Genomic DNA, 23,278 nt, shown 5'->3' on the forward strand with positions numbered 1-23,278 from the left:
GAATCGCTATATATAAAATGAACTATATAAATTGAACTAAAGAATATTTACACTGGACACTCCGATGACAGAATAACCTTCCGATCGCTGTTATCCCCAGATTTTATGAATCCCCCTTATATGGGGAAAATCCGGGGATAAAGGCGAACGCTTTCGCTTCTTCAGGTTTTTTCTGTCCTCTCCGTTTCGTGTAAATGTTTAGTTCAATTTATATAACAAAACGTACACTCATTTTATAAAAAGATATTCTATGATCTGGTAGATTCACTTGTACCTAGTCTCATATTAACAGATTCCATAGAAGAAATTAAATTAGATTTGTGCTTTATTTATATTATTAAAAAATGTCCAGAATTAGCGGCATAATAAAAAGCCACGGACACCTGTTGTCCGTGACTTTTCTTCATTTTATTTTACTTATATCAAGTCGTAAGTTTCGCATACACCAGGAAGAATAACATCTCTTCGCCCATGATGACATAACCCGGAACCCGATAGATCAGATCAACAAGGACAAATGCCACCAGCAACCCTACCATCACTGCCAGATGAAATGGCCGGAGTCGTAGATGTGCGTGTCTGTAACGGTGGAACACAAGTGAGGTCGACAAGAAATATAGCAGCGTTGATCCAAACACAAACCCTAGCATGAACACATAGTTTAACTGATTCTGATATAACAGCTGAATTGAGGCAGCGATCATACTCATGGAGATGTAGATGAACAGATGGCCGTATATGATCGCTTGCCCGGCAGTCTGAATCTCTTTGCTGACTTTTTTCTCCACGTTGTCGAAGTATTGCCACCATATCGCAATGACAAAGATGGACGTAAAGGCGGCGAACAGAATGGATTTCATATCCCAATGATCGGCTTGCAGCACAGCGATAATGCTTACCACCGATTCACCCAGCAGGATAAGTGTAAAGAGCGCGAAACGTTCCAACAAGTGATGGGTCTGAACCGGTACCTTCACCAGATTTTTGCGTCCGATCAACGGAAGTACGATGTCCACAGCAATCCCCGCATATAAAATCACGTAGCGTAACCAGGAATCGAAGAACAATGAACCCGATGAGATCAATATGCCAATAAGGAAACAGATACCCAAGTAACGAGCCGCTTGCTGCTGATGCTCGCCTTTTGACTTGTGAGCCGTCAGATACTGAATCGCCGTAAATGCCCTTGAGCCGATATATCCAATGAAGAAGGACAGGTAGTATTGGTCAAAATGGGTAGAGAGGCTCGCCGTCATGACCATAACGGACAGAAGCTGAAGGATGAGGAATATTCGATGGATCAGGATATCTTGACCGTAGCGGTTAATAAACAAGGTCTGACCGACCCATGCCCACCAAACAGGGATAAAAATAAGCACAAACTTCATTAAATATTCAAACGTAATTACTCCATGTTCGGCATGTAACAAGACATGACCCGCTTTGGAGACCGCTGCTACAAAGAGCAGATCGTAAAACAGCTCCAGCCAGGTAACCTTTTTCTCCATCATCCTTCGTTGCTCCTTTAGGTTTTCTCATAATCTACCGTCAGCTATATAAGTTGAACTAAAGCTGATTCACACATACACTCCGATGACAGAATAACCCTCCAATCGCTGTTATCCCCAGATTTTTTTGATTCCCTTTTCCTAAGGGAAAAATCCGGGGATAGCGTATACTTCCGATGTAGCTTTCTTTCAGAAAGCTTTTAGGCGAACGCTTCGCTTTTTCAGGTTTTTTCTAGAACTCTTATTAATTCGCAGCTGTAGCAGGTACGAGCGTTCTGACTTCGATCGGTTGCAGATTGTCCTCAATTTGAGGGCGGTATTTCTCAAACCACTCTGGCAGCATCAATTTTTGTCCAAGCGAATCAGCAGGTTCATCTTTGGCAAAGCCCGGAGGATCTGTAGCAATTTCAAACAGAATGCCGCCAGCTTCTCTGAAGTAGATTGCGTTAAAGTACTGACGATCCCGAACTGGAGTCGGTTGGTACCCGTAATCACGTACAGCTTCACTCCACTGTGCATGTTCCTCATCGTCTTTGGCGCGCCATGCAATATGGTGTACGGTTCCTGCGCCGCCCATACCCAGAGGTATACGGGTCACTGGAACATCTACGACATTACCGATATCCCCGCTGGACCGGAAACGAGCATATTCTTCATTTTCACTCACTCTGACAAATCCCAAAATTTTCTCAAGAGCATCCATCGTTCTTTGCGGGTTAACACTGAACAGGACAGCACCACCAAAGCCTTTGATTGCTTTATCTGTTGGAATGCCTTCGTGCGCCCAAGTGCTGGTTGCTCCCTCTTCCCGTTCAACAAGCTCAAGCCGCAGGCCTTCGCCATCTTCGAATTGAAGCAGGTCTTCATTGAAGCGACTTGTTTTGGTTACCTCAATGTTATACTGTTCCAGCCGATTCTGCCAGAAGCCAATCGACCCAGGAGGAATGACATAGGAAGTGATGCCGACCTGACCTCCGCCAATTTTGCCCCGTGGTGATCCAGCGGATGGGAAGAAGGTAATGATGGTACCTGGGCTTCCGTGTTCATCGCCAAAATACAGATGATATACATCAGGTGCATCGAAGTTGATTGTTTTTTTCACCAGACGAAGTCCCAGAACTCCGGCATAAAAATCAACGTTGGCCTGTGGATCTCCTGCGAAAGCTGTAATATGGTGAATACCTGCTGTTTGAATAGTCATGATTAATTCCTCCTTGGTTTGGTAAGCGTGTTTTGAATTGAGTAGGTGTTATATATATTTGAGTTAGATGATTGATTTATAGTAAGTTTGTATTATCTTTAAATTAAGATATGTGATCTAGCGAATTGTATTCTAGTTGTTATTTTGATTGGCCTGTTCTTGTTTCAATTTATCAGGAGTCACGTCATCGCCGTTTGGATCATAGATGGTTGCATTCAGCAGAATGTCGTTGACCGAACCGCGAAAAGTTTGCAGATATTCTTGGCGAAGACGAACCTGTTCCTCTTTCTCCATCTCCGTCAATCCGCCCTCTTTGGCTTTTCTTGAAAGTTCATTTATTCTGGTCAATGTTGGGATAATCATCTTGATCTCTCCTTGTGTAATGGATTAAAGATATTTTGTTTTGGTTGTTATTTATATTTAAATTAAATATCTTAAGTTAAAGATAAATGATTTGTGAGCGGTTGTCAACACTTTTATAAAAATTAAATTACTGCATCCGTTCCTCTGCTCTATTCCATGTTGCTTTAAGTATGACTCCAAACAAAAAAGGGCTAGCTTCGCAGTAATTTCACTTACTACGAACCTAGCCCTACATGTATTTATTTGATTAGCCCAGCTTTTGCCCACAATTCGGACAGAAGTTGGCTCCTTCATTTTTGGCTCCACAGTTCGGGCAGAAGTTTGGCTTCTTGTTGCCTTCTGTAGATGAAGATGTATTTGAATTACCGTTGCTATTTCCCGCTGGCTTCTGGTCGGCATTCTGATTCGAAGACGAATTGGCATTGTTGTTCTGATTCTGGCCTTGGTTCTGGTTCATGTTCTTCATCATTTCATTGGCCATGTTCATGCCCATCATCATGCCCGCCATATCCGAAGCCGCGCCGCCGCCCTGTACTTTACCGGATGAGATGCCGTCTGTCATGCTGACCTGCTGATACTTTTGCAGATTACCAATCATCTCATGCGAAGCGGTCTTTGTAATCATATCCTGAATCTCTTTTGGATAGTTGAAGCTCATCACTTGGAAACCGGTAATTCCAATGCCGATGTCCATCATCTGCATATCCAGATCTTCCTGAATCCCCTTGGCAATATCCGATGCATTGGCCTGCAGGTTGAACATATCCTTCCCTTCACGGCTAATCCACTTCATTAGAAGCTGATCCAGCACGGAAGTAATTCGGATTTTGACATCCTCCACCAGATAACTCTGCTTGATCCCTGCAATCTTATCAATCAGGGTTACATAGTCACTTACTTTAAAATTAAATGTACCGTTGGCCCGAATCGGCATCCCGCCCGGGAGTTGTGGTGTTGGAATCAACACCGGGCTTTGTGTGCCCCAGCGCACGGTAAACTCTTTTGTATTTACAAACAAGACTTCGACCCGCATGCCACTGTTGAATCCGAATTTGAACCCTTTTAATGTAGAAAGAAACGGAATGATCTCGGAATCGATATTAAATGATCCTTCGTCCTCGAAAATGCCTTCCACTTTACCGTTATTCAGGAAAATGGCGTCCTGACCCGAACGGATGATCAGTTTACTCCCCTTCTTGATCTCTCTGTTGCTCCACTTCCAAAATATCATGTCATCTCTAAATTCTTCCCATTCCACCACATTCGAAAATTGATTTCTGAAAAATCCCATACTCGTTCCCATCCCTTCTATTAGTAAGCATTGTGTGCCATCATGCCTGCGTTAAGTTATTGCGAGTGTCCGTGATGCTAGAAAGATCGGCTGCTACCGCTATGGGAATGGCCACCTCGGGTGGTTCCGCCACCGCCACCGCCGCCACCGTTATTATTGTTCTTCTCAATCTTGCGTTTGGTGACCGTTGTACGAATGTACCGATCCTGACGATCAATTACACTGGAATTACTGGAATCCTCATACGTTGCACGATTGACAGTCACTCGCCCGCCAGAACGATGGGTCATTACACCAACTACAATTCCCCCGATTGCCACGGATACAGCAAGTTGAAACCACGTCTTGAAGAGGATATTATCCGGGTTTACCCCGGGTTTAAGATCCATATATTCGTAAGAGAGCTCCAAATATTTTTCAAAGGCCAATCTATAATTTCCGTCCGATACATCTGAGGCAATTTTGGCCGTAATTTTAGCGGCTCTGCCATTGTCGATATACTCTTCCCCTTTGTAAAAGCCAGCCAGATACATCTTCCGATTGTACATGTCTATTGTAAGAATAACTGCGTTACCATGCGTTTTATCGTAACCAAATCCCTGATGGTCATAAAAATCCTCGGTAAGCAGTATTTCACTTTTATGCTCCTCGTTATTGGAGGTATAGATAACAAAGTCCGTCTGCCGTTCCGCGCCATACTGATTCGCAAGTAGATTCAGTTCACTGATCTCCTGCTCACTCAGCAGGTTGGCCTCATCGTAGATGAGATTTTTGCTCTCCGCTGCGGATGCCGATGACATGGGAATCGACGGAGCAACTAGGGTGATCATAAGTAAAATGAGCGCAGCCATCACGGCCAGAGGGGTTCTTTTTCTCATAAGAATCCACCTCCCATCATCCAGGAAACCAGCTTCAGTGACAACAACGAGACCGCAGAGACTCCTGCGAACCATCCGGCCACTTTGGCTTTGCTGATCGGTGGTTTGCCGACCACTTTACCTGTCTGACCATTCATGGCAAAGGTATACTGTGCCCGATTGTAGTCATAGTTGACCATCCACACCGGGAGCAGCACATAGTCTGCATTTTTGAGCGTGGTATCAATCTGTTTGTCCGTGTAGCTCACGCTGCTATAACCGGACACGGTTGAAGCAATATAAGAATCAATGTAAGATCTCGTTTTATCCTTGGCCCGAGGAAAAAGTTCCTCGTCCGTATAACTGTATTTTTCCGCAATGTACCCCGCCAGATACGGGGTCTTGAACAATTTCAGCTGATTATATGGAAAAGGCTCAAGCTTATCCATCAGTTCATCCTTCATTTTCTCCGATGCATCGATGGGCAGGTTCACGTAATTCAGCCGAATCCGGCGGTATATATCGAAATGCTGTGTTTCCGTGTAATGGTAGTCGCCCTGGGTGTAGGATCTGACCTTGGTGCCACGACCATGCACTTCGATTTTGTTATGTAACTCGTACAACCAGAACGGAACGTACATGCCGGTAATGCTCTGAATCCGATTGGCGGACATGAAGCCACTTGGCGTTAACAGGCCGTTTTTGCACCACTTTTTGAAAGCCTGCTTGGCTTGATCCTTGTTGATCGAAAAAGGAATCACCATCGCGGGGGCCAGATTGCCCGTCAGCCGATCACTGAGTACAACCGCTGCACCGCAGAAACTACATGTCGTCGCACTGGTCTCCGGTTCTGTCACAATGTCAGCTCCGCAGCTGTTACAGTGGTATTCTTTGACCTCATTTTCGGTGAATACTTGTCTCTTCAAGGGATCGGGGATCTGCTCTATGTTGTCTTGGCGGCCGCAGCTGGGACAGGATAATGCACCTGACACACTGTCAAAGATCATACCACTGCCGCAGTTTGGACATTTATATTCAATAACCGGCATCTGCTCACCTCAATGTTAACGAAATGGTGTAACGTATTACTTATTCTTCAGCTTTTCCTGAATCGCTGCGAGTTCTTCCTCCGCACTTGGCGACGCACTCTCATTATTACCCGCATCTGCGTTCATGTCCCTCTCCAACTGGGCAATTAATTCATCCAAATCATCTTCCTGTGCCCCAGCACGAAGTTCTGCCAAAGCTTCTGCTTCGTTCAGCGCCTGATTCGCCTTGTCTTCCATGGCCTTAAATGCAGCATCAGCTCTGCCCGCAGATGCATTCCGTTCGTTGGCCTGTTGCTGCGCCTTTGCATCTGCGATGCGACCTTTCAGTTCTGCATGCCGCGCCTCCAATTGCCCTAGATCTGCAACCAGTTTATCGTTCATATGCTTCATCATCTTGGCTTTGGCAGAAGCACGTTCATAAGCCGCCTGTAATTCGTTCATTTTGTCAGCCAGCTTCACTTTCTTCTCCAGAAAACCACGTGCCTTGTCTTCGTCTCCCAACTCCGCTGATTTCTCCGCATACCGCTGTAACTTCTTGACCTCGGCGCTACACTCATCCAATGCTCGCTTCGCCCGGCTCTCATCCGACAGCACCGCTGCCGTTTCAGCCTTCACCTTACCCAGATCACTGCTCAGGCTTCGCATATACTCATTCACACTTTTCTCCGGGTCTTCAGCCCGAGACAGCATGTGGTTCACATTCGCCTTCATCACGTCTCTAAACCTCGATAAGATTCCCATTACTTGTTCCTCCTCCGAAAAGTTCATATGTATACTATAATACATGAATACGCCCACATACGTTTCACATTTCACGATGGCACGTAGAGTCCATACGATCCAAATCCACACAATAATAGCGCAATATAAGAAAAGACGAACACCTATAGTGTCGCCTTATAATCCAAAAATCCTCTCCTAATTCTCAGTATCTTTCTTCCTAGTTCACAGTCCTTTAATGAACAGCACACTTTTCTCTGCAATCCGATCTGAATCCGTATTATGTATGTAATGACCGCCATCTAAAATCTGATATTGTCCCATCTTCACAGACTCGATATAAGTTATTAGGTACGTTTTCCAATTCTCAACGGGTAACTCTTCTCCATTAGATATGAAAAAATACATCGGCACATCCGGAATTCCCTGTGTAGCAACTTTTGCTGCATTCTGTTTAATCATGTTGACTTCATCATTCATATTCGATGTCTGCGTATTCTTGTAGAATAGCGCCCGGTAAAGTTCCTCTTCCTGAGGAGACAGGTGATTCTCCTTAATCGCAGCGGATGAATCCACAATTCCGGGGAAAAAGCGTGTAATCCCCATTCGTGCTCCCAAACCTGTCAGACTCATCATGCATTCCGAGGGCAAAGGATATGCTTCATATACCTCTGGAATAGCAGGGTCCAATCCAATAATCGCCTTAACTTCGGTTGGATACCGTTGTGCCCAATATAATGCTTCAATGCCTGACATGGAATGCGGAAACAACACATAGGGTGGATTCTGACCTGCTAAAGTCAGCGCTGTTCTGGTTTCTTCCAATATCGTATCGATATCGCGGGATACCTCGGCCGTTTCACTGAAGCCATACCCTGCCTTCTCAACTACAGCAATTTTGTATTGTTCAGACAATCTGGAGTAAAGTGCCTTGAAATCCAATACAGGAGCGGATGTACCCCCACCTGACAGAAAGACCAGTGTTTGTGACCCAGAACCTTCTGTATAGACATGCATTTGGTGATTATTCACGTTAAACATTGCACCTGGCGGCGACAGAATACTCAACTCACTCTTGAGCTTAATCGTATGATTCGTGAAACTAATTACAATGCACATTAGCATGACACCCAATATTGCCAAGGCACCATACCCCAATCTCTTCAACACAATTCTCATTGGTTCCCCCTCCAACATGATGTACACTCTTATTTATTTTATCATGTACATTGGAAGTTATATGAGATTTAATCCTTTTCTCATCGCGCTCTAATAAATCATTATCGGAGAGTTATGGATGCATATCACACAGGCATTTTGCAGACACAACAGGGCTGGTTCCCCCATAGGTGCCATTCCCTCGCAAGTTGGCTATAATAAGGGGATCAAAGTTTTCTATAAAGGCAGGAAAAATATGCGTACACGAGTTCACTTTATTGCTCCCTACGAATCGATGATTCCTATTATACAAGAGTGCATTCCTCGCTTTCCCCAGTTAACCATTCAGACGGACGTGGGCGACTTGGCAAACGGTGTGGAATTAGCAACTCAAGCTGAGAAAAATGGTGCAGAGATTATCATCAGCCGCGGCGGAACCGCCCAACTCATTAAAAAAGCAGTGACCATTCCCGTCATTGATGTGCAGTTATCGGGCTATGATATGATTCGTTCACTTACACTGGCAAGCCAGTTTAACGGCCAAACAGCCATTGTTGGCTTCTCCAACATCACCTCAGGTGCACAATCGATTATTGATCTGATGGATCTGCCCCTCAAGGTCTATACCATACATAGCTCGGAAGATGTCGCCCGATTACTCTTGGAGTTGAAAGCTTCCGGGTACCGACAGATTGTCGGAGATGTGATCACCGTCAACACCGCGAAGACCTACGGTCTGGAGGGGTTGTTAATCCAATCCGGACAGGAATCCATCCTTAGAGCGATGGAGGATGCACAGCTGGTCTATCGTTATTTGAGCAAAAATCATGCGATATCGATCATCCTGAATGACCTGGTTACACGGGAACATCCCAATTTACTTATTTTAAATGAACGGAATGAAGTTGTATTCGAGAACCTGACTGATTTTGGGAAAAATCCGCTGACCGATAATCACATATATCTGACCAATACCAGTCTGGAGTTCCATCAATCCCAGATCCAAAATGTGTTCATGGTGGACGATTACCAGCTCACGGTTAACGCCTATGAAACGACCCTGGACAACAAGAACTACAAGGTATATATGCTGGAAAAAGGACAACCCTATGCCTTTGCACAATTCGGCATAACAACGTTTACGGACGCATCGATGGAGCCTATCGTTGCCGAATCCCCTGCCATGCAGGCGGTATTACAGAACATTCGGGCACTCTACGAGAATCATGAACCGATCTATCTGCGGGGTGAAGCAGATTCCGGTAAATCTTTTCTGGTCAAACATATTCATCAGATGTACTCCGGTGGCGGACTCTTATTACAGATGGATCTCTCGCAAGTTCCGCCCGGTCATTTGCACAAGATACCACTCGCCAAGGTTAGAAATGTAGAGATTAACCACATGGAAACACGTATGGAAGATCCGGAGTTGCTCGCCTTTATCCAGAGCTGCCTTCAAAATCAGATTGGGGTGTTTATACTCGGGGAACAGATATTGAACCCGCAGTGGTCACTTGATCTGGAGCTTAATACAATCATGATGCCAAATCTTGCGGATAGACCAGAGGATCTGGCTCCACTGATGCAGCATTTCCTGACGGATTACTACCACAAATACGGAACTACTGCGGTGAGAATCAAAGAAGATGCTCTACAGCTGATCCAAGATCAGATCACACATATGAATGTCAACCAGCTGAAACATCTGATCAAGCAGGCTGCACTCAACGAACAAGATTATGTAATCACCACGGCTACCTTGTCCCGCTTGCTGGATCAGCAACCTTCTTCAAGCCCAATGAAGTTGAACGGTACGTTGAAGGAGATTGAGAAGGAAGTTATTCAGTTCGTGCTTCAGGAGGAAAATAATAATCAATCAAAGGCCGCAGAGCGTCTGGGGATTAACCGGGCCACATTATGGCGTAAACTTAAAGATTAACTTTAAGTTTGCGTCTTTTTTTATTGCTTTTATGTGTTGCATTTTTAAACAGTTAACCAAGTATTTAAAATTTACAATAAATTATTGTTGCTATATTAAACGATATGGGATAATATAATCCCTGCAAGCGCTTCATAAAAACGATTACTTCATAAGGAGCTACTACTATGAACATTAAAGCAACTTTAGATCGCATCCCTGGCGGTATGATGGTCGTTCCCCTGTTACTTGGTGCAACCATCAATACATTCTTCCCGAATGCCCTGCGCATTGGCGGATTCACGGAAGCACTTTTTGTTAACAGTGCCAGTACTTTGATTGCCCTGTTCCTGTTCATTGCGGGTACACAGATTACGTTTAAAACAGCAGGTTCCTCTGTCGGAAAAGGTTTGACCTTGCTTACGTTCAAATGGGTGATTGGTGCAGCCCTTGGTTTTATCGCTATTTTGTTCGCGGATTCAAACGGGTTATTTCTCGGCCTGGCCCCGCTTGCCATTATTGCTGCAATGACTAACTCCAACGGTGGTTTGTACATTGCTCTCGCCGGCCAATATGGGAAAGAAGATGACAAAGCAGCCTACCCTTTCCTAGCACTCAGTGATGGTCCTTTCCTGACCATGGTAGCGCTCTCCGTCTTTGGTGCGATGGGTTTTGCGAACGGTATGTTTTCCCCAATGGCCTTTGTCGCGGTATTGCTTCCGCTTATCGTTGGTGTCATTATTGGTAATCTGGACCGCAATCTGGGGGAATGGCTGCATAAAGGCAGTGACAAACTTGTTCCGTTCTTTGCATTTGCTCTGGGTATGAACATTAGCTTCTCCTCCATCATTCAAGGTGGTCTTAGCGGAATTTTACTGGGTGTGTTAACCGTGTTATTAACGGGCGGAATCGGTTTCCTGCTCTTTAAAGCCATCGGCTGGAACCCCATCGTGGGTGCTTCCGAAGGTTCAACAGCCGGGAATGCCGTAGGTACACCTGCTGCCATCGTGGCTGCTAATGCTTCATTTGGCCCAATTGCCGAGATTGCTACGGTGCAAATTGCAGCGAGCGTTGTAACAACAGCCATCCTGTTGCCGATCTTCATCGGGTTCCTCTCCAAACGATTAGAGAAATCAGGTGGAGTGGAGAAATACAATCAACGACCAACCACATAAATGGGTATCACCTGATTTAATGTGCTTAATCTGTGCTTAATGGATGATCTGAACGGACTTTTTATTAAATTGTGCTTACAAGGAGGGATGACTGCATGAAATTAGCCATTATTGCAGATGATTTGACCGGTGCCAATGACAGCGGGGTGCAGCTTGCCCGTCATGGCTTGAAGACCAGTGTTCTTTTTAATATAGATGAAGGCCCTCTTACACGTTACGATGCCGTCGTCTTTGATACAGATAGTCGTTCCATATCTTCGCAGGAAGCGTATGACCGTGTATATCAGGCTGCTGAATTGCTGACGAACAACGGATTTGAGACGATTTTCAAAAAAATGGACTCCACCATGCGCGGTAATATCGGCATCGAGATTGATGCTGTATATGATGTCGTAAAGCCGGACTTTATGATGATTGCCCCGGGTTATCCAAAGAATAACCGGACGATATTGGAAGGAATCCACTATCTGAACGGCGTTCCGCTGGCAGATACTGAAATTGCCCATGATCCGAAGACACCTGTAACGATTTCCTACCTTCCGGACTTGTTGAAACAACAGACCAAGTACGAAGTTGGCGAAATCACCGTCGCCGATCTGGAAGCCGGGCAGAATCATACTCGCACCAAGCTAGAGCAGTTGAAAACAAATAATATCCCGTATGTAATGGTGGACTCCACCGAAGAAAGACATCTGGAACTGATTCTGCAGATGACTCGCGAGTTGGAGTATACGTTTACTTGGGCAGGTTCGGCGGGTATTGCCAATTATCTCCCCGCGCATTACGAGTTGGAATCCAGGGCTGCATCACTTGATATCCCGGAGAATTCCGGTCCAATCCTAACGGTGGTTGGCAGCGTGAACAAAAACTCCCGCGAGCAGCTGCATCGATTGATGCGTAACTCCCGCGTAGCTTCAGTCTCTTTCCATTCCTTCAAAGCGGTATCCGCAACCGCAGACCGCGCGGAAGAGATGGAACGTGTCTATAATGAGGTCCGAGACAAAGCGCTGGAAGGACAAGATGTTGTCCTCTACTCCACCGCTGAACAGGTGGATATCGAACTGGCACGGGCAACGGGCGAAATTCGTGGTCTCAATCACACGGAAGTCAGCAACGAGATTGTACTTGCGATGGGTGAGATCTGTGCCAGACTGCTGGAAGAGGGACTGTTCAAAGGGGTATCCATGACCGGTGGCGATACAGCAAAACAAATCTGCCTGAAATGGAATATTAGCGGCTTCGAGCTGCTGGATGAGCTTGAAATCGGCGTACCGATCTCCAAGTTTATCGGGATTGATGATCTACATGTGATTACCAAAGCAGGCGGATTCGGTAAACCGGATGTCTTTATCCATGCGATTCAAAAATTAAAAGGGGGTATTCTCGTATGAAACCTACAATTGGAATTACAATGGGCGACGCAGCAGGTATTGGACCGGAGATTATTATGAAAGCACTGGGTCATCAAGAAATGTACGATCAGTGTAATCCACTCGTTATCGGTGATGCAAAGATTCTGGAGCGTGTTTTGCCTGTCATCGGTTCAAGTCTGAACGTTAATGCGATTCAAGAGCCTTCTGAAGCCAAGTATGAATTCGGTACTGTGGATGTGATTGATCTGAACCTCGTTCCTGCGGATCTGGAATATGGTAAAGTATCTGCCATGGCTGGAGATGCAGCATTCCAGTTTCTCGCCAAAGCCATTGATCTTGCCAAAAAACAGCAGATTCACTCCATCTGCACCGCACCTTTGAATAAAGAAGCTCTCCATCAAGGGGGGCACCTGTATCCGGGGCACACCGAGATTCTGGCTGACCTGACGGATACGCAGGACTTCTCGATGATGCTGACCACGCCTAATCTGCGCGTTATTCACCTGACAACACATATGGGTCTGATCGATGCCATTGCGAGTATTAACCCGGAAAGAACCTACACCGTCGTGAAGCTTGCTCATGATACGTTGAAAAAAGCAGGCTTTGAGAATCCGCGCGTTGCCGTATGCGGAATCAATCCTCATGCCGGAGAGAACGGCTTGTTCGGTAATGGTGAAGAAGAAGAGAAACTGCAGCCCGGCATTGAGCGTGCGCAGCAGGAAGGCATTAACGTCGTTGGTCCACTCCCGGCGGACACACTCTTCTTCCGCGCTGGTCGCGGTGACTTCGATATCGTTGTAGCCTGCTACCACGACCAAGGTCATGCACCGATCAAGGTGATGGGCATCGAAGAAGGTGTGAACATAACCGTTGGCCTGAAAGGTGGCATCATCCGTACATCCGTTGACCACGGTACAGCCTTCGATATCGCCGGAAAAAATATTGCCGATGATAAAAGTATGCTGGCTGCCATCCGCTCTGCTATTGAGCTGGCGCCGAAGGATCAGGGATAACATCAAGATTCATTCGGTACATGCGTGAGTCTGATCGTAAGATCAATTGTATTCGTATCGGTATATATTCGGTATTCAATAAATAGAAGGAAAAAGGCAAACCCTCTGTAAGTTCAAGGGTTTGCCTTTTTGTATATCGTCCACCCATTTATTCAGACCAATAGTCTTGGTTGGTATTATGGCCATCAAACATATGCTAAACTGATCATAATAAGCAAGTAAAGTGAAGAACTTCTACAGACCTGCAGTACACATCGATTACGTGAAGTTCACACCGACTTTAAATGATAAAAAGGAAGAGATTTAATGGGACGAAAACAATCTTTTACTGAAACAGAGCTACTGGACACAACTAAAAAATTAGTACTTGAGCATGGCTACGACGGTTTTCATCTCAAGCTGCTCTCACAGCATCTGTCCGGAGCCCGGAGCACGATATATCAATATTACTCTAATAAAGAAGAGATTGTTGCTGCTTGTATGAAGCGCTCCATATCAACCGTATTAGAGAATTCATTAGCCATTGATGAGACTGATCCAATGGATGCTCTTGAGCAACTGCTTCTGATCTACGCAGAAGAATCTACGCTCCATCAACTTTTGGGAGATGCCAGTAAAATTAATACGACTAATTCTTCCGCAGCAGCGAGAGATATTGAATTTATTGAGAAAGCACATATGACTCTTAAAATTCAATTATCACGCTTGTTTGAACGCGCTCAGCAGGATCAAGCCCTCCGGCAAGATATTCCTCTACCTGTACTTGTTGGTGTTTTCTTCAACTTAATTAATACGCCTAACATGATGAATATCCCTACGCCTGATTGGGGGAAGCTGTTGTTTCAAATGTGGGTTGGAGGAGCCAAGAGCTAACTTTATTCTTGGCTTTAATTTGACACAAGTGTCATTTATATCGTTTAATTATATAAACCACGTGACTACACCTCTAATTTGACACATGTGTCAAAAAAATGAAAGAAGGAGTTGAACAGATCATGTTTTTAGCGATGAAGGAGTTAATGCATAGTAAAATGAAGTTTTTGATGATTATCATTATCTTCGTACTAATGGCTTGGTTGGTATTTATTTTATCCGGTCTGGGAAATGGATTATCTACGCTAGCCGCATCAACATTCAAGACCATGAAGGCTGATTATGTCATCTTTGAAGAAGGAGCTCAGTCTTCCATGAGCAAGTCACTACTGTCAGATCAATTGGTCGCTGAGGCAGAAAAACTGCCAAATGTGGATGCTGCTGCACCCATGGGAAGCACGATGGCAACGGCACTGAAAGAGAATAGCACCAAGAATGAAGATAAAGTCGATATAGCGATTATAGGAATTGACCCAGGAAGCTTCCTGGAACCAGCTATTGTAGAAGGTGAAAGCCTGTCTTCCGAGAACCCTACGGGTGTCGTGGTGAATTCAACCATGAAAGATGAGGGCTATCAACTTGGGGACACGTTTCAACTGGATGGAACGACTGAATCCTTGACAATTATCGGATATGTGGAGAATCAGACGTATAACCACGTTGCATCCGTATTTACCCCAATGGCTGAATGGCGAAAGATTGCCTTCGCGGCTCCAAGTTCAGATAAAGGAATTGCCGGACCGGTTAATGCGATCATGTTACAAGGCGAGAATATTGATCCAGAAGCTATAAATAAAGAGTTATCCAGCACGGATACAGTTACCCGGTCGGAAGCTGTGCCAGGCATGCCAGGGTACAAAGAGGAGAACGGAACTATTCTGATGATGCTTGCATTTCTACTCGCGATCTCTGCATTTGTACTCGGGGTATTCTTCTATGTCATTACGATGCAAAAAACCAACCAGTTTGGCATTATGAAAGCGATAGGCGCTAGTAACCGTTTCTTGGGAAAAGCCATTATCTCGCAAGTGTTTGTACTTGCGCTGACTAGTATTGTTGTTGGAATCTTGCTGACTTATGGGACAGCAGCAATTATGCCAAAAGGAATGCCATTTAAGCTGAAAACCAGTCTTGTCTTCAATTATTCTGTTATCTTGCTGGTTATTGCTATGTTAAGTTCACTGGTATCTGTTCGCAAAATTACTAAGATTGATCCGCTTAAGGCGCTCGGGAGGGTTGAATAATGAGTAAGGGACTGCACATGCGGGAAGTCACCATGTATTATGCCGAAGGAAACAATCGGATCACCGCGCTTGATCATGTATCCATATCCGTGGAACCGGGGGAGTTTGTTGCTGTAGTTGGACCTTCTGGTTCTGGTAAAAGTACATTCTTATCTATTGCTGGGGCCATGCTGAAAGCCTCCGAAGGAGATATTCAACTAAACGGAAATCATATTTCGAAGCTTACGGAGAAAGAGTTATCTAATATAAGGCTGCAAGAAGTTGGATTTATTATGCAATCTTCAAATCTAGTTCCCTATCTAAATGTTCTGGATCAACTGCTAGTTGTAAAAAGGATGGCGGGGACGATTAAAAAAGAGGATAAGGTATTTGCCACCAAGCTGCTGGAAGAACTGGGGCTGGGTTTGAAGTTAAAAAGTTTTCCCGAAGAGTTATCCGGTGGTGAGAAACAACGGACAGCAATAGCTCGTGCTTTAATGAATAATCCCAACATCATCTTAGCCGATGAACCAACTGCCAGTTTGGATACCAAACGAGCCCATGAAGTGGTTAGTCTAATCGCGCAAGAAGTGAAATCACGCCAAAAAGCGGCCATTATGGTTACCCATGATGAGCGTATGCTTGAATATTGTGACAGAGTATATCGGATGTATGATGGCGGTTTGTCCCTAGCTGAATCGTAAATATATGCACCAAACGATATACCATTTCTCTTCTCTATTCTTTCTTTTATAAAAAGCTTCTATTCAGAAAAGAGTAACATGTTAAGTAGATTTTGGGTCTGTCCATCACTCTCCTCGTCCCTCTCACTCTAGGCTCCCAATTGGTTCGGGTCTCTCACCCACAAGCATAACTTCACGCTCGCTCTGCGAATGTCTGCTTCGGCGATATGCACTTGGTGACATTCCGTTCTGTTTGTTGAAGATGCGATTGAATTGGGAAAAGCTTGTAAACCCACACTGTGCAGCAATATCTGTGATTTTCTCACTCGAATTCAGCAGCATTTGCTGGGCATTCCGAATACGGGTCATCTGCACATACTCTGTGAAGGTGAAGCCAGTAACCTTATTGAATTGGCGAGACAAGTGATGGGCACTTACATAAAAGCGCTTGGATACTTCGTCCAAAGATAAATCCTGCTGATAATGGCTGTGAATATAAGAGGCAATGGCATACATGCGCCTGGACATCGTTGATCCAGTCTCTTCACGCACATACCCGTTCTCTGGTGAGTAACGATGAAGAGCACAGAGAAACTCCACGAACTTGCTATGAATCATAACCGATTGAAGGGCAGAAGGCTGCTGCGATATAGCAAAAATATCATTGATCGGCGCGAGGACTTCCTTGCGTCTTTCTTCTGTAAATCGGAATATCGGGACCGGTTTATCAAAGATCGAGAACAGTTCTGTGTAACCGCTCTCAAGACCAGGTATATGACGTGGCATGGCAAAGGTGATCATCAATCGTTTAGGCGGAGCACCCTTCGGATATTGCGTTTTATGCAGCAAAGAAGGCCGCAGCAGAACGATATCCAGAGGCTGGATCTCATATAAACTGCCTTCAATGATGTGCGCAGCTGTGCGATCCAGAAGGATACAGATTTCATAGAAATCATGGAAATGCTGAAATTCCATATTCAGTTCATGGGAACGCTCGTCATAATCCAGATGATAAAAAAGCGAATCTCCAGGCTGGTTCACATGGATCGCATATCCTTGCTCGTATGCCAAAACCGATGGTGTCATGGACATGCCCCCTATCCTGATTCTAATGATTTTATTTTAGCATGAAATGCAATAAAAAGACGTTATTTTCAGCATACAATACGTAGTTTCGCCCATTTCTCTTTTGTTATGATAGATTTGATATGTTAGCGCTTGCAGTATTATAACTCCAACAACGACTACAGCCTGTACTTACTACAAACCAAGGTGGGAAACCAACATGAAAATGAATTCCTTGTATACTCGGATCCATACCATTGTGAAACACTTGGAACGTGCACGACTGACCTCAAAGACATATATCCCTGAGCTTTATCATAAAGAAAGTGGTTACCACTCCTGGGAACTGGTGCATGAGGACCCTTCCTCCTGGAACGTATTCCGTAAGGGTGATGGCTGGGGCGGCAAAGACGTACACAGCTGCTTCAAAACCCGCATTCAAATCCCGGATCAGATGGAAGGAAAAAAGGTCGTGTGTGCCATCGTCACTGGTGCTGATGACATCTGGAATTACGATAATCCGCAATTCTTAGCATTCCTCAATGGGGAACTGATCTGCGGTCTAGACGTGAACCATACGGAAATTGACCTGACACCCGCTGCGGCAAAAGGTGATGAATTCGAACTGGCATTATATGCGTATTGCAGTACGTCTGCCGCGGATGTTTTTCTAAATGTATATATCGCCGAGCATCATCAGCAAGTCTCGGATTTGTATTACGATCTCAAGGCTGCGCTGGATGCTGCGGATCTGCTGCGTGAGGATGATCTGGAGCGGCTGAAGTTGGTCGAACATCTGAATAAAGCCGTGAATTTGCTGGATTTGCGCCAGGAAAACAGTGCAGAATTCCATGTGTCGGTGCTGGAAGCGCGCCGATATCTGCAAGATCATGTCTATGGTGATATCCGCCCTGCCGGTGATCACATCCCTACCGTGCACTGTATCGGACACACGCATATCGATGTGGCATGGCTGTGGACGCTGGATCAGACTCGGGAGAAGGTCATTCGCAGCTTCGCGAGTGTATTGTATCTAATGGACAAGTTCCCAGAGTATACCTTCATGTCCTCGCAGCCCCAGCTCTATGCGTACCTGAAAGCAGATTACCCTTCCCTATATGAGAAAATCAAAGAAAAGGTGGCCGAAGGCCGCTGGGAAGCGGAAGGTTCAATGTGGCTGGAGGCTGATTGTAACTTAATTTCCGGCGAATCCATGATCCGTCAGATTATCTACGGCAAACGTTTCTTCAAGGAAGAATTCGGCGTGGAGAACCGTGTGCTCTGGTTGCCGGATGTATTTGGTTATAGTGCAGCGATGCCGCAGATTATGCGCAAGAGCGGCATTGATTATTTTATGACAACCAAAATTGCCTGGAATGATACAAACCAGATTCCAAACGACACGATGTACTGGCGAGGAATCGACGGATCAGAGGTCCTGACCCATTTCATCACAGCCACAGACTATGACAAACATCCTGATTTCAGGCAGCGCCGCTTCGAGACGACCTATAACGGACGGTTTAATGCTTCGCAAGTGAAAGGCACGTGGCAGCGATACCAGAACAAAAACATCAATGCAGATGTCCTGCAATGTTTCGGATTTGGGGATGGTGGCGGTGGACCAACTGAGGAGATGCTGGAGCATGGCAGACGACTTGATGTCGGATTGCCGGGTGTACCCGCGGTGAAACGTACCTTTGTACGCGAGTTTTTTGAGAAGCTGGAGCAAAATCTGGCGGATGTTCCTTCCGTTCCCCGCTGGTCGGGTGAGTTGTATCTGGAGTATCACCGGGGGACCTACACGTCCATGGCGCGTAACAAACGGTACAACCGTCATAGCGAATTTGCGCTGGCCGATGCCGAGCTGTATGCCATGATTCATCGTCAGGCGAATGCACAGGCGGCCTATCCAACCGATGCACTGGAGCATGCATGGAAGCTGACGATGCTGAACCAGTTCCATGATATTCTCCCGGGCAGCTCCATTGAGCAGGTATATGTGGATTCCAAGGAGCAATATGAAGAAGTCCTGCGTGTCACGGATGAGCTGAAAGACAGCGCGCTGAACGGCATTGCAAGCCAAATTACATCTGATGGCGAAGCCATTGTGGTATTTAACACCACCGGATTTGTACGGACGGATGTGGTTGAACTGCCTGCTTTTGCTAGAAAAGTAACCGTCTATGATGGAGATCGCCCTGTACCAAGCCAGCGGACTCCCGAAGGCGGACTTGTGTTCCTTGCAGAGAACGTGCCTGCATCCGGGTATAAATCTTTCCGAATCACACCAGATCTAACAGACGAGCTTGTCGCGGGAGTTTCGGTTGCACAGTGGGAAGCAGATCGGCGCCATATCCACACACCTTGGTACGATATTCACCTGAATGAAAGTGCCGAATTCACATCCGTATGGGACAAGCTGGAGGGCCGTGAGCTGCTTCAGTCTGGCAAGCGTGGTAACGTGCTGCAAGTGTTCGAGGATCGACCTGCGGAATACGAGGCATGGAACATTGACGATTATTATGAACAGCATATGTGGGAGATTAATGACCTGCAGTCACTGGAGTGGGTTGAAAGCGGGCCGGTGCGTTCCGTGTTGCAAGTGACGCGACAGTTCCTGGACTCTGTCGTTGAGCAAACGATCATCTTCTACGCGCATACGCGCCGGATTGATTTTCGTACGTTTGTGGACTGGAAGCAGGAGCATTTGCTGCTGAAAGCCGCTTTCCCGCTCGATATCTGGAGTGAGAAAGCAGTCTACGAAATCCAGTACGGCAACGTTGAGCGTGCTACCCACCGTAATACGAGCTGGGATCAAGCCCGGTTTGAAGTATGCGGGCAGAAGTGGGCCGATCTGGCGGAGAACGGGTACGGTGCTGCTCTGCTGAACGACTGCAAATACGGATATGATATTCATAACTCGGTGATGCGACTGTCGCTGATCAAGAGTGCAACGTACCCGAATGAAAATGCCGACAAAGAGCAGCACGTATTCACCTACGCGCTCTATCCGCATCAGGGCGACTTCCGTGAAGGACGTGTCATCCAAGCCGCTTATGACCTCAACCGTCCGTTGGTTGCCCGTGAAGTAAGTCCGCAAACCGGTACGTTGCCGGGAACATGGTCACTTGCTTCGGTCGATCAGGATAATGTCGTGCTGGAGGTTATCAAAAAAGCCGAGAACAACGATGATATGATCATCCGTCTCTATGAAGCACACGGCCGTCGCAGCCGTGCTTCCCTGCAATTGCCTGAGGGAGCAGGTGCTACGACGTACGCATGTGATTTGCTCGAGAATAACGAAGCGGAATGCGCTGTGGAAAATGGTCGAGTTTCTTTTGATATCAAACCGTATGAGATTCTGACCTTCCGTATCCCTGCGGGACAGTAAACAGAAATTACGCAACATGAAAACTGCAACATTGCTTACTATGCTTCAACAATAAAGCAATAAAGGGCTGCCTCCTGTCATATCTGACATGGGAGCAGCCCTTCATTTGTCGTTCTTTAAAATTCTTCATACTCGCTTGGGTCCTGATCCCACAAACGTCCATCTGGACGATTAAATGCAGAGATGACCTGCATCTCTTCTGTGCTCAACTCAAAATCGAATATATCGATATTTTCCTGCTGATGCTGCAAGGATCCAGCTTTCGGAATTGGAATGGAACCCAGCTGAACATGCCAGCGCAGAATGATCTGAGTTGGCGTTTTGCCATGCGTTTCCGCAATCCGAAGAATGTTCTCATCCTTCAGAATATCCTGTACGGCATCATTGCCACGTCCAATCGGACTCCAGGATTCGTTCACGATGCCATGCTTCGTATCCTGTTCCCGCTGATCGGCTTGGTCGAAGAATGGATGCAACTCAATCTGATTCAGACTCGGCGCTATCCCCGTTTCCTTAATCAGCCGTTCATTGTGCTCAGGCAGGAAGTTGCTGACTCCAATGGATCGGATATATCCACGCTTTTTGGCTTCGATCAGCGCTTGCCATGCCTCGACATACATATCCTTCTTCGGATTGGGCCAGTGAATCAGATACAGGTCGTAATAATCCAGATCCGCTCTGTACAGGGATTCCTGGATTGCCACGAGTGCTTTATCATGAGCGTGATAACGCCCCGGCAACTTCGAGGAAATGAGCAGTTCTTCTCTGGCGATGGAGCTTTGTTTGATTGCTCTACCCACCGTTGCCTCATTCTCATAGTTATACGCCGTATCAATTAATCGATAACCCGCATCCATTGCGGACGCGATCGATTTAACGCCTTCTTCACCTTTTAAACTATAGGTACCAAATCCAATTGCAGGCACTTTCAAGCCATCGTTCAATGTATATTCCGGAATTTGATGATTCATCTGAAGACTCTCCTTTGCAAAAGGTATACGAACAATATGGTAAAAATAATGCCCCTCTCCGTTTATCTACCCCTCCATACGCGCTTGAATCAATTGGAAGTCACCACTCCGTTTTATTCAGGTGACGGCTTCCTCTTCTAGCTCTCATGAAGAACGGTCTCCTTTTCATTCAAACGAAGAGATGGGCGTGGCCGATATCGGTTGATTGCCTATAAAGTTCTTAATGGCCATAGCAGCCTGCTTATACCCGCCAGCATCGCGTAACGTTTTCCCAATAACCTCAGCATGTTCCTTGTAAGAGGCATTACCGAGCACTTCTAATACTGCGTTTCTAAGCACATCGGGTGTAAGGTTATTTTTGTCCACGATGACCCCTGCTCCCAACTCCTGTACCCGGCCTGCTACACGCGGCTGATCCGATGTTAACGGAAGCATGATTAATGGTACATCGTAATACAAAGCTTCGCTGGTACTGTTCATGCCTGCATGTGTCAGGAAAGCATCTACGCACTGCAACACTTCCAGTTGGGGGACATAGGGCCTGATGATGAAATTATCAGGAATGAGCTCAGCAATGGGCTCCAAATCGGTATCCTTCCCAGAAGACAAGATAAACTGCACAGGCAAATCACGAAAGGCCGTAAAGCAAAGCTTATAAAACTCGAGATCTTTATTTAAAATGGTTCCCATCGAAATATAAACTGCCTGTTTATAAAGAGCATGCAGAGATTCATTTGCAAAAGCTGGCGCATCCTTACGAGGAATAATGGACGGGCCAGTGAACACAAAGCTGTCGTCCAGCTTGTCCCCCATGGGTTGAAAATAGCTGCTTGTATAGACAATCTTCAGTTGTCCTGGATGCCCTGAAAGTTCCGCCAGAGAAGGCGCAGCCACATTGAACCGGGAAGCTAATTGTTGAGACATTTCCATAATGCCGTTATATAGCTCCTGGACCTCCTCATTGTCATCCTTCAGATTATAACTACCTGACCCGAGAGGCTCTACAAAAACAAAGGTACTGGTCGAGCAGATCGTGGGTATCCCCAGCTTTTCGCCCAAAATTTGTCCGCCCCAGCCGATTAAGGAATCAAAAATTAAATAGTCATAGGTTTCATTTTCGATCAAATTCAGAACATCCGGAATAAACCGTTGAGTTATTTTTTTCAAAATCATATATAAGAATTGGTAAGGATGCTTGATTTCAAATGGCTTCATATTGGGGTTGTTGAGCAGGGTTGCCTCGTTGAAGGAGTAAGCTTTAAATTGAGCACCTAACGCTTCAATCTTCGTCCGGTATTTTTCAGTACAACAATAGACGACCTCATCTCCGCTCTCTATCAACTCCTTGATTAACCCGAGCGACGGATTGATATGCCCTTCTGCAGGCATCATCACAACTAACACACGTGCCACGAAGCTCACCTCCATTAAATTTTCCAA

The 23,278-nt window shown here is 45.7% G+C and carries 19 protein-coding genes; 8 read left to right on the forward strand and 11 right to left on the reverse strand.

Annotation, left to right across the window (positions count from 1 at the left end; genetic code table 11):
* Positions 1-422: 422 nt before the first annotated feature.
* From ACDJ59_RS24925 to ACDJ59_RS24960, 8 genes are all read right to left on the reverse strand, one after another.
* Complete coding sequence (locus tag ACDJ59_RS24925) at positions 423-1,511, reverse strand: low temperature requirement protein A (RefSeq protein WP_413406551.1); 1,089 nt, start codon at positions 1,509-1,511, stop codon at positions 423-425.
* A 241-nt stretch (positions 1,512-1,752) separates the two neighbouring features.
* Positions 1,753-2,709: a ring-cleaving dioxygenase gene (locus ACDJ59_RS24930; protein WP_413406553.1), complete on the reverse strand. Its 957-nt coding sequence runs from the start codon at positions 2,707-2,709 to the stop codon at positions 1,753-1,755.
* A 132-nt stretch (positions 2,710-2,841) separates the two neighbouring features.
* Entirely contained in the window at positions 2,842-3,072 is a 231-nt protein-coding gene (locus ACDJ59_RS24935) for a DUF896 domain-containing protein (protein WP_164783174.1), read from the reverse strand.
* A 247-nt stretch (positions 3,073-3,319) separates the two neighbouring features.
* Positions 3,320-4,363 carry an SPFH domain-containing protein gene (locus ACDJ59_RS24940; RefSeq protein ID WP_413406555.1) on the reverse strand — a complete coding sequence of 348 codons (1,044 nt, stop codon included), beginning with the start codon at positions 4,361-4,363 and terminating at the stop codon, positions 3,320-3,322.
* 77 nt (positions 4,364-4,440) lie between these two features.
* Positions 4,441-5,241, reverse strand: a complete 801-nt coding sequence (locus ACDJ59_RS24945; protein ID WP_413406557.1) for a TPM domain-containing protein — start codon at positions 5,239-5,241, stop codon at positions 4,441-4,443.
* Positions 5,238-6,269 (reverse strand): TFIIB-type zinc ribbon-containing protein, encoded by a 1,032-nt coding sequence (locus tag ACDJ59_RS24950; protein WP_413406559.1) that lies wholly within the window; start codon positions 6,267-6,269, stop codon positions 5,238-5,240. The genes ACDJ59_RS24945 and ACDJ59_RS24950 overlap by 4 nt, the downstream gene beginning before the upstream one ends.
* 36 nt (positions 6,270-6,305) lie before the next feature.
* On the reverse strand, positions 6,306-7,010 hold the full coding sequence (locus ACDJ59_RS24955) for a PspA/IM30 family protein (RefSeq protein WP_413406561.1): 705 nt from the start codon (positions 7,008-7,010) through the stop codon (positions 6,306-6,308).
* A 204-nt stretch (positions 7,011-7,214) separates the two neighbouring features.
* Positions 7,215-8,168 carry an alpha/beta hydrolase gene (locus ACDJ59_RS24960; protein WP_413406563.1) on the reverse strand — a complete coding sequence of 318 codons (954 nt, stop codon included), beginning with the start codon at positions 8,166-8,168 and terminating at the stop codon, positions 7,215-7,217.
* A 235-nt stretch (positions 8,169-8,403) separates the two neighbouring features.
* Between ACDJ59_RS24960 and ACDJ59_RS24965 the strand changes: the two genes are divergently transcribed.
* The 7 genes from ACDJ59_RS24965 to ACDJ59_RS24995 all read left to right on the forward strand — a co-directional run bounded on the left by ACDJ59_RS24965 (position 8,404) and on the right by ACDJ59_RS24995 (position 16,429).
* Positions 8,404-10,086, forward strand: a complete 1,683-nt coding sequence (locus tag ACDJ59_RS24965; RefSeq protein WP_413406565.1) for a PrpR N-terminal domain-containing protein — start codon at positions 8,404-8,406, stop codon at positions 10,084-10,086.
* 167 nt (positions 10,087-10,253) lie between these two features.
* On the forward strand, positions 10,254-11,240 hold the full coding sequence (locus tag ACDJ59_RS24970) for a 2-keto-3-deoxygluconate permease (RefSeq protein WP_211083811.1): 987 nt from the start codon (positions 10,254-10,256) through the stop codon (positions 11,238-11,240).
* Positions 11,241-11,335: 95 nt separating this feature from the next.
* Positions 11,336-12,631 (forward strand): four-carbon acid sugar kinase family protein, encoded by a 1,296-nt coding sequence (locus ACDJ59_RS24975; protein ID WP_413406568.1) that lies wholly within the window; start codon positions 11,336-11,338, stop codon positions 12,629-12,631.
* Positions 12,628-13,629 (forward strand): 4-hydroxythreonine-4-phosphate dehydrogenase PdxA, encoded by a 1,002-nt coding sequence (pdxA, locus tag ACDJ59_RS24980; protein WP_413406570.1) that lies wholly within the window; start codon positions 12,628-12,630, stop codon positions 13,627-13,629. The genes ACDJ59_RS24975 and pdxA overlap by 4 nt, the downstream gene beginning before the upstream one ends.
* Before the next feature lie 306 nt (positions 13,630-13,935).
* Complete coding sequence (locus tag ACDJ59_RS24985) at positions 13,936-14,502, forward strand: TetR/AcrR family transcriptional regulator (RefSeq protein ID WP_413406572.1); 567 nt, start codon at positions 13,936-13,938, stop codon at positions 14,500-14,502.
* A 122-nt stretch (positions 14,503-14,624) separates the two neighbouring features.
* Positions 14,625-15,746, forward strand: a complete 1,122-nt coding sequence (locus ACDJ59_RS24990; protein WP_413406574.1) for an ABC transporter permease — start codon at positions 14,625-14,627, stop codon at positions 15,744-15,746.
* Positions 15,746-16,429, forward strand: coding sequence for an ABC transporter ATP-binding protein (locus ACDJ59_RS24995; RefSeq protein ID WP_413406576.1), 684 nt, complete (start codon positions 15,746-15,748; stop codon positions 16,427-16,429). The genes ACDJ59_RS24990 and ACDJ59_RS24995 overlap by 1 nt, the downstream gene beginning before the upstream one ends.
* Positions 16,430-16,552: 123 nt before the next feature.
* On the opposite strand, the gene ACDJ59_RS25000 is transcribed toward ACDJ59_RS24995, so the two are convergent.
* Complete coding sequence (locus ACDJ59_RS25000) at positions 16,553-17,494, reverse strand: helix-turn-helix domain-containing protein (RefSeq protein ID WP_413406578.1); 942 nt, start codon at positions 17,492-17,494, stop codon at positions 16,553-16,555.
* Between the two features lie 199 nt (positions 17,495-17,693).
* On the opposite strand from ACDJ59_RS25000, the gene ACDJ59_RS25005 reads away from it, so the two are divergent.
* Positions 17,694-20,867, forward strand: coding sequence for an alpha-mannosidase (locus ACDJ59_RS25005; protein WP_413406580.1), 3,174 nt, complete (start codon positions 17,694-17,696; stop codon positions 20,865-20,867).
* Between the two features lie 116 nt (positions 20,868-20,983).
* On the opposite strand, the gene ACDJ59_RS25010 is transcribed toward ACDJ59_RS25005, so the two are convergent.
* A complete protein-coding gene (locus ACDJ59_RS25010; RefSeq protein ID WP_315370701.1) occupies positions 20,984-21,838 on the reverse strand; it encodes an aldo/keto reductase in 855 nt (284 codons plus the stop codon).
* 165 nt (positions 21,839-22,003) lie between these two features.
* Positions 22,004-23,251 carry a macrolide family glycosyltransferase gene (locus tag ACDJ59_RS25015; protein WP_413406583.1) on the reverse strand — a complete coding sequence of 416 codons (1,248 nt, stop codon included), beginning with the start codon at positions 23,249-23,251 and terminating at the stop codon, positions 22,004-22,006.
* Positions 23,252-23,278 lie beyond the last annotated feature (27 nt).

The sequence above is a fragment of the Paenibacillus amylolyticus genome, from assembly GCF_047302515.1.
In the GTDB taxonomy this organism is placed as follows: domain Bacteria; phylum Bacillota; class Bacilli; order Paenibacillales; family Paenibacillaceae; genus Paenibacillus; species Paenibacillus amylolyticus_G.

Bases quoted from the DNA above. Each gene is read 5' to 3' on its own strand.
- ACDJ59_RS24970 (WP_211083811.1), top strand. From the start codon at position 10,254: ATGAACATTAAAGCAACTTTAGATCGCATCCCTGGCGGTATGATGGTC.
- ACDJ59_RS25010 (WP_315370701.1), bottom strand. From the start codon at position 21,838: ATGAATCATCAAATTCCGGAATATACATTGAACGATGGCTTGAAAGTG.
- ACDJ59_RS24985 (WP_413406572.1), top strand. From the start codon at position 13,936: ATGGGACGAAAACAATCTTTTACTGAAACAGAGCTACTGGACACAACT.
- ACDJ59_RS24925 (WP_413406551.1), bottom strand. From the start codon at position 1,511: ATGATGGAGAAAAAGGTTACCTGGCTGGAGCTGTTTTACGATCTGCTC.
- ACDJ59_RS24965 (WP_413406565.1), top strand. From the start codon at position 8,404: ATGCGTACACGAGTTCACTTTATTGCTCCCTACGAATCGATGATTCCT.
- ACDJ59_RS24960 (WP_413406563.1), bottom strand. From the start codon at position 8,168: ATGAGAATTGTGTTGAAGAGATTGGGGTATGGTGCCTTGGCAATATTG.
- ACDJ59_RS24995 (WP_413406576.1), top strand. From the start codon at position 15,746: ATGAGTAAGGGACTGCACATGCGGGAAGTCACCATGTATTATGCCGAA.
- ACDJ59_RS24990 (WP_413406574.1), top strand. From the start codon at position 14,625: ATGTTTTTAGCGATGAAGGAGTTAATGCATAGTAAAATGAAGTTTTTG.
- ACDJ59_RS25005 (WP_413406580.1), top strand. From the start codon at position 17,694: ATGAAAATGAATTCCTTGTATACTCGGATCCATACCATTGTGAAACAC.
- ACDJ59_RS24945 (WP_413406557.1), bottom strand. From the start codon at position 5,241: ATGAGAAAAAGAACCCCTCTGGCCGTGATGGCTGCGCTCATTTTACTT.
- ACDJ59_RS24955 (WP_413406561.1), bottom strand. From the start codon at position 7,010: ATGGGAATCTTATCGAGGTTTAGAGACGTGATGAAGGCGAATGTGAAC.
- pdxA (WP_413406570.1), top strand. From the start codon at position 12,628: ATGAAACCTACAATTGGAATTACAATGGGCGACGCAGCAGGTATTGGA.
- ACDJ59_RS24950 (WP_413406559.1), bottom strand. From the start codon at position 6,269: ATGCCGGTTATTGAATATAAATGTCCAAACTGCGGCAGTGGTATGATC.
- ACDJ59_RS24940 (WP_413406555.1), bottom strand. From the start codon at position 4,363: ATGGGATTTTTCAGAAATCAATTTTCGAATGTGGTGGAATGGGAAGAA.
- ACDJ59_RS24935 (WP_164783174.1), bottom strand. From the start codon at position 3,072: ATGATTATCCCAACATTGACCAGAATAAATGAACTTTCAAGAAAAGCC.
- ACDJ59_RS24930 (WP_413406553.1), bottom strand. From the start codon at position 2,709: ATGACTATTCAAACAGCAGGTATTCACCATATTACAGCTTTCGCAGGA.
- ACDJ59_RS24975 (WP_413406568.1), top strand. From the start codon at position 11,336: ATGAAATTAGCCATTATTGCAGATGATTTGACCGGTGCCAATGACAGC.
- ACDJ59_RS25000 (WP_413406578.1), bottom strand. From the start codon at position 17,494: ATGACACCATCGGTTTTGGCATACGAGCAAGGATATGCGATCCATGTG.